This window comes from Fusobacterium necrogenes (assembly GCF_900450765.1).
GTDB classification, from domain to species: domain Bacteria; phylum Fusobacteriota; class Fusobacteriia; order Fusobacteriales; family Fusobacteriaceae; genus Fusobacterium_A; species Fusobacterium_A necrogenes.
Map to the genome: position 1 here is coordinate 528,086 of NZ_UGGU01000003.1, position 13,112 is coordinate 541,197.

Below are 13,112 nucleotides of genomic sequence, written 5' to 3' on the forward strand. Positions count from 1 at the left end.
AATGAAAGGAATAATATTGGCAGAAGGAAGTGGAACAAGACTTTATCCTATAACAAAAGCGATATCAAAACAAATAAATCCAATATATGATAAACCAACGATCTATTACCCCCTTTTTATTCTTATGTTAGCAGGAATAAAAGAGATATTAGTAATCTCTACTCCTAGAGATTTACCTTTATTTAAAGCTCTACTTAGAAATGGAGAAAGATTTAGAGTGAAATCGGAATGTGTAATATAAGAAAAAGCAAAAGGATTGACAGAAACTTTTATTATGGGAAAAAAGTTTGTAGATAAATAAATGGTTAAGTAAAGAAAAAGTATTAGAGTTAGTAAACCATTAATGGAATCAAAATACGAAGAATATTTAGTAAATTTAGTGAAATAGGTGGAGCAGATGAGTAAGTTTAAAAAAATGGAAACAGGAATAGAAGGACTATGTATAATAGAGCCTACTGTATTTGGAGATAATAGAGGATTTTTTTTAGAAACATATAATAAGAAAGAATTTGAAGAGTTAGAAATAACAGCAGAATTTGTACAAGATAATCATTCTAAATCTAGAAAAGGAGTATTGAGAGGATTACATTTTCAAACTAAACATTCTCAAGGAAAATTAGTAAGAGTAGTAAAAGGCTCAGTATATGATGTAGCAGTAGATATTAGAAAAAGAAGTAAAACATATGGACAGTGGTATGGAATAGAACTAAGTGCAGAAAATAAAAAGATGTTCTATATACCAGCTGGATTTGCTCATGGATTTTTAACTTTAGAAGATGATACAGAGTTTCAATATAAATGTACAGATATATATGCGCCACAATATGATAGTGGAATAATGTACAATGATAAAGATTTAAATATAGATTGGAAATTAGAAGAATACGGAATAACAGAACTTACTCTATCAGAAAAGGATAAAAAGCATCAAACTTTTAAAGAATATACAGAAAATTACCAAGGAGACTATGTATTGCTTACTGGTGCTAATGGCCAATTAGGACAGGATTTTCAAAAGTTATTTGATAAATTAGGAGTTAGATATATAGCTACTGATTATCAAGATCTTGATATAACAGACAAAGAAAAAATAAAAATGTATATGAATAGTAATAATTTTACAGTAGTTATTAATTGCGCTGCATATAATGATGTAGATAAGGCAGAAGATGAAGTTGAAAAGTGTTATTCTTTAAATACTTATGCACCTAAAAATTTAGCGGAGATCTGTAAAGAAAAAGATATTATTTTTGTAACTTATTCGACAGATTTTGTATTTGATGGAGAAAAAGAGATACCATATGTAGAAGAAGATATTCCTAATCCTTTATCAGTATATTCTAAATCTAAGTTAGAAGGCGAGAAATACTCTTTAAAATATGAGAAGGCTTTTTTAATTAGGACATCTTGGGTATTTGGAATGGGAAACAATAATTTTTGTAAACAAGTAATAAATTGGTCAAAAGATAAAGATATATTAAAGATAGTAGATGATCAAGTATCTAGCCCAACATATTCAAGGGATTTAGCAGAATTTTCTTGGGCTTTAATACAAACAAATAAGTATGGATTATATCATTTTTCAAATGCAGGAGAAGCTTCTAAGTACGAACAAGCAGAATATATATTAAATAAGATAGGCTGGAGAGGAAAATTGGAAAGAGCAAAGACAAATGATTTTCCATTAAAGGCAAAAAGAGCTAAATATTCAAAATTAGATAGTAGTAAGATAGAGAAATTACTAAATAAGAAGATACCTCATTGGAGAGAGGGGATTGAAAAATTTTTAAAAAACTAAAAGAGGGATATTAAAAATGAAAAAAATAAAAATTGGATATATGATATCACATTTAGAAAATTCTGGTCCTGTAAATATATTATATGGAATTATAAAATATTTGGATAGGACTAGATTTGAACCTTATATAATAACTTTAAAAAGTGAGAAAGAGAATACAAGAAAAAAAGAATTTGAAGATTTTGAAGTTAAAATAATAGAAAATATTACTTCAAATTTTAATATAGTTTTTAAAAGAGATAAATTTTTAGAAAAAAAAATTAAAGAATTAAGGATAGAAATTTTACATGCTCATTGTTTACCAAGCGCAGTCTTATTAGCTAATTTAAGAATAAAAAATATAAAAAAAATAAATACACTTCATTGGGATTTTTCAACAGATTTGATATATAAATTTGGAATAATAAAAGGATACATTTTTAAAAAGATTTATATTAAAGCATTAAAAAAAATGAATTTAAATATAAGTTGTGGAGAAGGAGTTTCTAAATTAAACCGACTACATTCTGGAATAAAAAGTATTTCAATTATGAATGGAATAGATGAAGAAAAAATAAATTTACAAAATGTATTAGAAAGTAAAGAAGAAATAAGAAAAAAATTGGGGATATCCCTAAAGAAAAAAGTTTTTATAAGTATAAGTTCAATAGATGAAAGAAAAAATATTTTATTTTTAACTAAAGTATTTAAGGAGAAATTAAAAGATTATATTCTTATAATACTTGGTGATGGAGATAAAAGAAAAAGATTAGAAAATTTAATAAAAGGGAGTAATAATATATATTATTATGGTAAAAAAAAATTAGACGAAATTCAGTATTATTTAAAAGCTAGTGATTTTTATATTTCTGCATCTAAAAGTGAAGGAATGCCAAACTCTGTATTAGAAGCTTTACAATTTGAGTTACCAGTTATTCTATCTAATATAAAACCACATGAAGAAATTATATGTTTAGGAAATATAGGTACTATTTTTAATCATAATGATAAACAGGATTTGGAGAATAAGATTGGGAAAATATTAGAAAAGCAGTCAATAAAAAGTGAAATAAAAAAAGTAAAAAATATAATTTCAGCAAAAAGGATGAGTAGAGAATATATGGAGATATATTCTAAAAAGGTAAGAGATGAATATATATAGAATTATTTTAATAGTATTACTTTTATTGTTTGTCATTGAAGATTATTTAAAAAAAAATAAGAAAATATATGGTTTTTTAAAAATTTTTATGCTATTAATTTTATTATTTTTAATTGGCTGCAGAGGAAATATAGCAAGAGATGATCAAATGTATATTAGTTTATTAAATGAATTTGAATATTCTCTTACTTTCATAAAAGAATCACGTTTTGAAATATTTTATCTTTTTTTAAATGGAATAGTAAAGTTTGTTATTGATGATTATAATGTATTATTTTTAGTTATTGCTGGGATAAATTTATATAATTTATATAAATTTATTAGTTTTTTTTCAGTATCATTTTTTTATTCTCTATCTTTTTATTATTGTCGTTGGATATTTTTAAAAGAGTTTACACAGATAAGAAGTGGTTTGGCTTGTTCATTTCTATATTTAGCTTTGATTGAATTGTATAAAAAAAAAGAAAAAAAATATTATTTTTGGGTTTTAGTAGGAGGGTTATTTCATAAGGCTATTTTTTTTGCTGTGTTTTTTCCCATATTTTTAAAACTGTTAAATAAAAATTTAGAAATAAAAGAGAAAATAATTTATATTTTTATACTAGGATTTCCATTTTTTAATATAAAAGGTTACTTAAATATTATTTTATTAAAATTAGGAATACATCAAGTATATTTAACAGGATACTATTCAGAGAAAACTACTAATATTGTTTATTTTTATTCATTATTTTTTTTAATAGTATTAATCATATTTGATAGAAAATTAAAATTATTATTTTTTTCTAGATATATTTTTCTAAAAAAAGTATATATCTTTAGTTGTTTAATTGGAGCTATTTTATATCATTATGGAGATATAGCAGGAAGATTAAGTTCATTTTTTAATGTTGAATTCGTACTTCAAGATAAGTTATTAAATATATTTAAAAGTAGATTTATGTTAAGAATAGTTTTACTTTTATTTTTAATATTATTATATTATGTTAACTTTACTTTAAAGTTGGAATTAGAATATTGGAATTATTTTAAATAGAGGTGTAAGATGAAAATATTATATATTAGTAATAGAAGTAATTCTCAGAATAAAAATGGAGCATACCAAGTAGCTCAACGAAACTATGAACATTTGAAAGAAATATTTAATAGAAAAATAGAAATATATTTAATAAAGAAAAAATCAATAGTAAGTAAAATTATAGATACTTTTATTTTTAAACGTTTAGAAGGTATCTCAATAAAAATGGAAGATGAAATTATAAGTATATTATCTACAAATGAGTTTAACTATGTTTTTTTTGAAAGTAGTTCATTTGGATATTGTGCTGAAAAAATAAAGAAAAAATATCCAAAAATAAAAATTATTACTTTTTTCCATGATATTAACCATAGTCTATGGAAGCCTCTATATTTAGAAACTAAAAAAAATAAAAAAAATTTATTAAATACTATAAAATTGAAAAAGTTTATGAAAAATTCAATAGTAAATGAAAAGAAGGTGTGTGAAATAAGTGATAAGATAATTACTTTGAATAGTAGAGATAGTATTTTATTGAAAGAATTATATAAAGTTAGTTCAGATAAAGAAATAGGAGTTACTTTTCCAATGAGAAAAATATCAAGGTTTGATAAAAAAGTTGAAAAAGAAAAGTTGAAATTATTATTTGTTGGAGTAGGAACATTTTTACCAAATATTCAAGGAATAGAATTTTTTATAAAGAAAGTATTACCATATATAAATGTTGAATTAGAAATAGTAGGAAAAGGAACGGAAATAAATAAAGAAAAATGGGAGAGTTTAAATTCAAAAGTTAAAGTTAGAGGAACTGTAGATTCGTTAGATGAATATTATAATGATGCTGATGTTGTAATAGCTCCAATTTTTATGGGTGGTGGAATGAAGGTAAAGACAGCAGAAGCGTTATCTTATGGAAAAACTATTTTTGGAACAAAAGAAGCTTTTGAAGGGTATGAAGTAGATTATAAAAAAGTTGGTGGATTATGTAATACAGCAGAAGAATTTATAAAGTCAATAACTGAATATATGAAATGGTGGGAAAATAATAATAAGCCTGTTTTTAATGAGTATTCTTATCAAATTTTTAAAGAAAAATATAGTTATGAATCTTCATTGAAAAAATTTAAAGAAATTTTCGAAAAGTTAGAAAAGGAGAACTAAAAGATAATGAAACATGCATTTATGATAATGGCTCATAATAATTATAATCAACTAACAAAACTACTATATTTATTAGATCACCCAGATGTAGAAATATTTTTACATATAGATAAAAAAAGTGAAGAATATACCCCACCTAAGTTGATATACTCAAAGATAAATTTATTAGAAAGAATGAAAATTAATTGGGGAGGATACTCGCAAATTAATTGTGAATTAAAGTTGTTAAAATTAGCTTTAAAAAATAATAAATTAAAATATTTTCATTTAATAACAGGACAAGATTTGATATTAAAAAGAATTGATAAAGTACTAGATTTTTTTAAAAAATATCAAGAAAAAAATTTTATACATTTTGATAGAGAAATAAAAAGTTTGGATAGATATAAAAGAATAAGATATTATAGACCATTTCAAGATATAGTTTCTAAAAGAACCTTTTTAGGGAAAATAATTATCTCAATTTTCCAAGAAAGAATTTTTTGTTTATTACAAAAAATATTTGGAATAGATAGAAATAAAAAATATAAAAATGTTCAATTTAAGAGTGGATCAGCTTATTTTAGTATAACAAGAGAATTTGCTGAGTATATAGTTAAGAATGAAAAAGATATAGAAAAATGTTTTGCATATACTATTTGTGGAGATGAAATGTTTGTTCAAACTTTAGTATATAATTCAAAATTTAAAGAGACTTTATTTAATGATAAGTATAATGATAAATGTTCAGCTAATCAAAGATATATAGATTGGAATACTGGAACTCCATATATTTGGAGAAAAAGTGATGTTGATGATTTGTTTGAAAGTAATTATTTATTTGCAAGAAAGTTTGATGAAAAAGTAGATTCAGAAATTATAGATGAGATAATAGCAAGAATTAGAAATGATATTTAAAAATAATAAATTGGAGTAAATGATGAAGAAAAATCTTTTAAAGTGGCAAGATGAATTAAATATTTCTATTCAACAAAATGAAGATAATTTCTCTAAATACCTAGAGTTTGGTACAGGTGGTATGAGAGGAATAATGGGTATTGGTACTAATCGTATGAATGAATATATGATTGGAAAAGCTACTCAAGGTTTAGCTAACTACCTTATTAAAACTAGTGGAGAGTCAGGAAAATCCAAGGGTATAGTAATAGGATACGATAGTAGAGTAAATTCAGTAGAATTTGCTGAAAGAACAGCCTTAGTTCTATGTGCTAATAAAATAAAGACTTATCTATTTGATAGTATCAAAAGTACTCCAGAACTATCTTTTGCTGTAAGAGAATTAAAATGTCAAGCTGGAGTAATGATTACAGCTTCTCATAATCCTAAAGAATACAATGGATATAAAGTATATTGGAAAGATGGGGGACAACTAGTAGAACCACAAGCTAGTGGAATAATAAAAGAGGTAAATAATACCGGTGAATTTGATGATGTAAGGATAATTACTAAAGATGAAGCTTTAGCAAATGGATTACTTACAATATTATCAAATGAGTTAGATGCTAAATACTTAGAAAGTATAAAAAAAGAATCTGTTCTAAATAATTTACCCAAAGATATTAAAATAGTATATTCTCCACTTCATGGAACAGGTGGTAGACCAGTAAAGAGATTATTAGAAGAATTAGGATATACAAATATCTATGTAGTAGATCAGCAATTTGAACCTAATGGAGAGTTTCCTACTTGTCATTATGCGAATCCAGAAGAGAAATCAGTATTTGATTTAGCTATTAAGTTAGCTGAGAAAAAGAGAGCAAATATCTGTATAGCAAATGATCCAGATGCTGATAGAACAGGAATGATGGTAAAAGAAGATAGAGAATGGATATATTTTAATGGAAATCAAATAGGAGCTCTTTTATTATCATATATTCTAAAAAATAGTAAAAATATTAAAAAAAATAGCGCAATAGTTTCAACTATTGTTACTACTCCAATGTTAGATTTATTAGCTAAAGACTATAATTTAAAAGTTTTCAGAACTCTTACAGGATTTAAATATATAGGAGAAAAAATTAGAGAATTTGAAGAAAGAAAATATAATAATACTTTCCTATTTGGAATGGAAGAATCAATAGGATATCTTAAAGGAGATTATGTAAGAGATAAAGATGGAATACTTGGAGTAATGTTAATAGTAGAGATGTGTTCTTACTTTGAAAGTGTAGGTACTACTCCATTAAAAGAATTAAATAAGCTATATGATAAGTATGGTTGGTATAGTGAGATAACTTATCCAGTAACTAGAATAGGAGAAAAAGGACAAGAAGAGATATCAAAAATGATGTCAGAGTTAAGAAAACAAGATTTTAAAGAGTTTTTAGGAAAAAAAGTAGTTACTAGATATGACTATAAATATGATGAATTGGGTTTACCAAAATCAAATGTAATTCAATATATATTAGAAGATGGAAGCTATATAACTATTAGACCATCTGGAACAGAACCAAAGATAAAATACTATATTTATACTAAAGATATTTCTAAAGAAAAAGCTGATAAAAAGTTACAAGATTTATTAGAAAAACTAAAAGAGTATATGCAATCATTGTTAGATTAGGAGGAAGCTATGCTGACAGCAATTATCATGGCTGGTGGAAGTGGAGAGAGATTTTGGCCACTATCTACACCAGAAAGACCAAAACAACTATTAAAAATATTTTCAGATAAAACTATGATAAGAGAAACAGTTGATAGAATTCTTCCTATCATAAAACCAGAAAATATATTTGTAGCTACTAATATTATTCAAGCTAAAGAAATAGAAAAAGAGCTATCAGATATACCAAAGGAAAATATAGTGATAGAACCAGCTTTTAAAGATACAGCAGCAGCTATTGGCTATACTTCTTTGATAATAGAAAATAGATTTAAAGATAAATTAGAAATTGGAGAGAAGATAGAAACGATAGTTCTTGCATCAGACCATCTTATTAAAAAAGAAGATGAATTTAGATATGCGATATTAAAAGGCGCAGAGGAAGCAAGAAATAATGGAGTAATAGTAACACTTGGAATAAAACCATCTAAACCAGAAACAGGATATGGATATATAGAGGTAAAAGATGAAACTATGGAACTTAACTCTATATGTAAAGTAAAAAGATTTAGAGAGAAACCAAGTCTTGAAGTAGCAGAAAGTTATCTAGCTAGTGGGAAATACTTATGGAATAGTGGAATGTTTATCTTTACAACTGAAACTATATTTAAAAACTTTGAAGTACTTATGGAAGAGCACACAGAAGTTTTTAATGAGATAAGAAAACAGTTGAAAGAAAATTTGTATGGAGAAGAGTTAAGTCAAATAGTAAAATCATACTTTGAAAAATTTGAAAAAATATCAGTAGATTTTGGAATAATGGAATACTCTAAAAATATTAGAGTAATACCTGTAGATATAGATTGGAACGATATTGGAAGCTTTAATGCTTTTGATGAAATATTTCCAAAAGATGAAAATGGAAATGTAGTAAGAGGACAAAAAATAAGAAACTTAGATTCAAAAGATAATATAGTAATATCTGATGATGTAGAGATATCACTACTTGGAATAAATGATTTAGTAATAGTAAAAAAGAAAGATAAATTATTAATAACAAGAAAAGATAGAACACAGGATATTAAGAAAATAATGAAAGGATAAATAATGAAAAAGGTAGCAATAATAATTCCTACATACAATAGAGGTCATTTGTTAGAAAAGACTATTCCATCGTATGCAGAACAAATAGGAGAAAATTTTTGGATAAAAGAAATTATTATAGTTGATGATTTTTCAGTTGATAATACTACAAATGTTGTTGAAAAACTAAAAGAAAGTTATCCTATAATTAAGTATTATAAACTAGAAAAAAATAGTAAACAGCAAGTAGCTAAAAATAAAGGAATTGAACTTTTAGGTAAGGAAATAGATTATGTGTATTTTGGAGATGATGATGCAATATTAATACCTAATTCAATTAATTATTTGGTAGAAACACTAGAAAAATATAAAGCTGATGTTGTAGGAGCAAGATCATTATATGCAGAAATAGAGGAGAATATAGAAAATTATGAAAAATTTATAATGAAGAGTAATATTGAATATCTAAAGAGTGAAGTTGTGAACTTTGAAAAGGATATATTTAATTTTAGACAATATTTTGAAAAACCAATTTGTGTGCCTGTAACACAAGCTTATATACTAGTAAGAAAAAATATATTAACGGATGATATTAGATTTGACAAAAGGTACACTAATAATTGTTATAGAGAAGAAACTGATTTTATTTTACAACTGAATAAGAAAGGAAGAAAAATCATGTTTGATTCTAGAGCTATTGGTATTAATTATCCAAGAAATATAGCTACTGGGGGTGCACATAAAAGAGGAATATTAGGGAGATTAATGTGGTATTACTGGACTATAGTAAATAATAATAAATTTTTAGATAAAAATTATGAATTTTTAAAAGATAAAAATTATGTAAAAAGTTCAAAAAATACTTTGAAGATAAAATTTGTATTTATACAAGGAAGTAGATTTCTGAAAAATAAATTGAGAAAGAAAGGATTTGTAAAAAAATGTATTATATAAGTATAATTATCTGTAGTTATAATTCTGAAAAAACAATATTAGAAACATTAAAGAGTGTAGAAGCTCAAACTTATAAAAATTTTGAGGTAATAATTGTGGATGATGCTTCTAATGATAATACATTGAAAATAATAAAAGAATGGCAAAATAAAACCAGTATACTTTCTGAAAATATAATGGTAATAAGTGCTCTCTCAAATGAGGGAATAGTTAAAAATATAAATAAAGGGTTGATAAGAGCAAAAGGAGAATGGATAAAGATAATAGCAGCAGATGATATATTGCTAAAGAATTGTTTAAATGATAATGTAGAGTGGATAAAAAAAAATAAGGATATTTTAGTATTGACTTCAATTGCACAGTATTTTTCAGATAAAGGAATTTTAAATAAAGTTTCACCATCAAAAAGAGATATTAAAAAGTTTAATTATAATGCTAAAGAGCAATATAATGAACTTTTAAAGAAATTTTATATATGTAGTGTAACTTCTTTTATAAAAAAAGAATTTTTGAAAAAGATAGATTTTTTTGATGAAAGAATACCAATGATAGAAGATTATCCTTTTTTTTTAAAAGTAACTAAATTAGGAATACCAATTTATTATATGCCTAAGAAAACTGTTAAATATAGAGTTGGAGAAAGTGTTTCAAATACTCAAATAAATATAAGAAATTTAAAATTTTATAATTCACAAAAGCTTGTATACAAATATTATATAGAACAAAATATATCATTTTTTCTAAAAATGCATTATAGGTATGAATTTTTTATTTATGATTTATCTATAAAAATATTTAATAATAGATTAAATATTCCATCAAGAGCTTTTATGTGTTTTTTAAAAAGTTTTGATTTATATTATTTAAAAAAGAAATTAAAGAATTGGATTTTGAAAGATGAAAAATAATAAATTAAAACTATTTTTAGAAAATTTCATATTCTATGGTGGACTTTCTATGTTAGAAAAAGCTTTGCCATTTATAACATTACCTATCATCACAAGATTATTGGTAGATCCTAGTGCTTATGGAATTGCAGATATGTTTAATCTAATAATTTCTTTTGGGAGTGCTTTAGCTATTTTAGGAATGTATGATGCTATATTTAGAGAATATTTTGAGGATAAGAATAATAAAGAATATCAAAAGAGAGTAACAGCAACAGGAATGAATATAGTATTATTTTCTGGATTTATAATAATGGTTGGAGTAGTTATTTTTAAAAATTTTGTAGGGAAACAAATATTTGGAAGTTTAGAATACTCAAATTTGGTTATATTATCAGCAATAGGGATATATTTATCAGCTATAAATGGAATTGTAGCAGCTCCAACAAGAATGAGGAATCAGAGAAGAATATATTTAATAAGAGGTATAACATTTCCAGTGTTGGGATTTCTAATAACAATAGTGTCAATAAGATTAGGTTATACTTATGAAGCTTTAATTTATGGAACGATAGGAATGTCTTTAATCTCAGTTATGAGTTTTTATTATTTAAATAGAAGAGATTTTTCTATAAAAATATTTGATAAAAAAATAGCTAAAGAGTTATTAAAAATAGGTTTACCATTAGTTCCAACATTTTTAATTTATTGGATATTTTCTTCCATGGATAGAATAATGATAAATAGATTATTAGGCGCTTCAGAACTAGGAATATATACAGTTGGTTCAAAAGTATCTTCTGTAAGTCAATTAATATATTCAGCTTTTGCAGGTGGATGGAGTTATTTTTCTTTTTCTACAATGAAAGATGAAAAGCAAGTAGAAACTAATTCAAAAGTATTTGAATATTTAGGAATAATAAGTATTTTTATTTATATATGTTCTCAGCCTTTTATATCTCCAGTTTTTAATTTTTTTCTAAAAGGAGAGTATGTAAGAGGAGAGGAAGTGTTTGCTTTTTTATTTTTATCACCCCTAATACTTATGTTATATCAAACAGTAGGAAATCAAGTAATAGTAATAAAAAAAAGTTATTTAGTGACTTTAGCTTTACTTTTAGGAGCAATATTAAATATATTACTGAATTTTATTTTTATAAAAAGTCATGGAATAAAAGGAGCAGCTTTTTCAACTTTAAATAGTTATATAGTATCTGTAATTATAATGTGTTTAATTTGTTATAGGTATAAGTTATTTATAATATCTAAAAGATTTTTATTGGTAAGTATATTAGCTACAGTTGGAATATATTTAGATTTTTTTCTTAAGGAATATATATCTTATAAGTTAATTTATGGAATTACTTTAATAACTATACTTTTATTTTATTTAAAAGATTTAAAAAAATTATTAATTAGGAGGAAATAAAGTTGAAAGTACCATTTAATACACTTGATAGACAATTTTATCTATACCAAGAAGAATACGAGAAAAAAGCTTTAGAAATTTTAAGAAAAGGTTGGTATGTATTAGGTCCAGAAGTAAAGTCTTTTGAAGAAGAGTTTGCTAAATATTTAAATATTCCAACAACAATAGGGGTAGATAATGGTTTGAATGCTATTGTCATGACAGTTAGAGCTCTAGGTATAAAAGAAGGAGATGAAGTAATAGTTCAGGCAAATACCTATATAGCTTCAGTAATGGGAATAACTATGAATGGTGCAACTCCTATTTTTGTAGAACCAGATGAATATTATAACATTGATATAGACAAAATAGAAGAAAAAATAACAGATAAAACAAAAGCAATATTAGTAGTTCATTTATATGGACAAGCTTCTAATATGGAAAAAATATTAGAGCTTTGTGAAAAATATAATATAAAATTAATTGAAGATTGTGCTCAAGCTCATGGAGCTAAGTATATGAATAAAATGGTAGGAACTTTTGGTATTGGATGTTTTAGTTTTTATCCAAGCAAAAATTTAGGATGTTTCGGGGATGGAGGAGCTATCTCTACTGGAGATGAAAAATTAGAGGGAGATTTTAGAGTTTTAAGAAACTATGGAAGTGAAAAAAGATATTATAATGAAGTGGTTGGTTATAACTCAAGATTAGATGAATTACAAGCAGGGCTATTAAGAGTGAAACTAAGTCATATTTTTGAACTAGAGGAAGAAAGAAAACAAATAGCTGAAAGATACTTGAAGGAGATAAAAAATCCATTAATAACTTTACCTAGAGTAAGAGAAAATTGTACACATGTTTGGCATTTATTTGTAGTTAGAGTTAATAGTAGAGATAAATTTCAGAAATATTTAGAGAAGAATGGGATAGGAAGTGTTATACATTATCCAATACCACCTCATTTGTCAGAAGCTTATAGATATTTAGGGCATAAAAAAGGAGATTTTCCAATAACAGAAAAGTATGCAGAAACAGTTTTAAGTTTACCTCTTTATAATGGAATGACTAAAGAGGAATTGGATTATGTAATAGAAAAGATTAATAGCTACGAGGGATAGTA

At 24.7% G+C, this 13,112-nt stretch carries 11 protein-coding genes and 1 pseudogene; all 12 read left to right on the top strand.

Annotated features, from left to right (window positions below; all coding sequences use genetic code 11):
- Window position 1 precedes the first annotated feature (1 nt).
- Window positions 2-238, top strand: a pseudogene (locus DYA59_RS02850) (sugar phosphate nucleotidyltransferase); the annotation flags it as partial.
- 159 nt (window positions 239-397) lie between these two features.
- Entirely contained in the window at window positions 398-1,798 is a 1,401-nt protein-coding gene (gene rfbD, locus DYA59_RS02855) for a dTDP-4-dehydrorhamnose reductase (RefSeq protein WP_115269177.1), read from the top strand.
- A gap of 16 nt (window positions 1,799-1,814) precedes the next feature.
- Window positions 1,815-2,939: a glycosyltransferase family 4 protein gene (locus tag DYA59_RS02860; protein WP_115269179.1), complete on the top strand. Its 1,125-nt coding sequence runs from the start codon at window positions 1,815-1,817 to the stop codon at window positions 2,937-2,939.
- Window positions 2,926-3,975, top strand: a complete 1,050-nt coding sequence (locus tag DYA59_RS02865; RefSeq protein ID WP_115269181.1) for an EpsG family protein — start codon at window positions 2,926-2,928, stop codon at window positions 3,973-3,975. The genes DYA59_RS02860 and DYA59_RS02865 overlap by 14 nt, the downstream gene beginning before the upstream one ends.
- A gap of 9 nt (window positions 3,976-3,984) precedes the next feature.
- Window positions 3,985-5,118, top strand: coding sequence for a glycosyltransferase (locus DYA59_RS02870; protein WP_115269183.1), 1,134 nt, complete (start codon window positions 3,985-3,987; stop codon window positions 5,116-5,118).
- Window positions 5,119-5,124: 6 nt separating this feature from the next.
- Complete coding sequence (locus DYA59_RS02875; protein ID WP_115269185.1) at window positions 5,125-6,015, top strand: beta-1,6-N-acetylglucosaminyltransferase; 891 nt, start codon at window positions 5,125-5,127, stop codon at window positions 6,013-6,015.
- A gap of 22 nt (window positions 6,016-6,037) precedes the next feature.
- On the top strand, window positions 6,038-7,681 hold the full coding sequence (locus tag DYA59_RS02880) for a phospho-sugar mutase (RefSeq protein WP_245943711.1): 1,644 nt from the start codon (window positions 6,038-6,040) through the stop codon (window positions 7,679-7,681).
- 9 nt (window positions 7,682-7,690) lie between these two features.
- On the top strand, window positions 7,691-8,764 hold the full coding sequence (locus DYA59_RS02885) for a mannose-1-phosphate guanylyltransferase (RefSeq protein ID WP_115269189.1): 1,074 nt from the start codon (window positions 7,691-7,693) through the stop codon (window positions 8,762-8,764).
- A 3-nt stretch (window positions 8,765-8,767) separates the two neighbouring features.
- Window positions 8,768-9,697, top strand: coding sequence for a glycosyltransferase family 2 protein (locus tag DYA59_RS02890; RefSeq protein WP_115269191.1), 930 nt, complete (start codon window positions 8,768-8,770; stop codon window positions 9,695-9,697).
- The gene (locus DYA59_RS02895) at window positions 9,685-10,605 is read left to right on the top strand and encodes a glycosyltransferase (protein ID WP_115269193.1); all 921 of its coding nucleotides are present in this window, start codon (window positions 9,685-9,687) and stop codon (window positions 10,603-10,605) included. The genes DYA59_RS02890 and DYA59_RS02895 overlap by 13 nt, the downstream gene beginning before the upstream one ends.
- A complete protein-coding gene (locus tag DYA59_RS02900; RefSeq protein ID WP_115269195.1) occupies window positions 10,595-12,013 on the top strand; it encodes an oligosaccharide flippase family protein in 1,419 nt (472 codons plus the stop codon). The genes DYA59_RS02895 and DYA59_RS02900 overlap by 11 nt, the downstream gene beginning before the upstream one ends.
- A 2-nt stretch (window positions 12,014-12,015) precedes the next feature.
- Window positions 12,016-13,110, top strand: a complete 1,095-nt coding sequence (locus DYA59_RS02905; protein WP_115269197.1) for a DegT/DnrJ/EryC1/StrS family aminotransferase — start codon at window positions 12,016-12,018, stop codon at window positions 13,108-13,110.
- Window positions 13,111-13,112 lie beyond the last annotated feature (2 nt).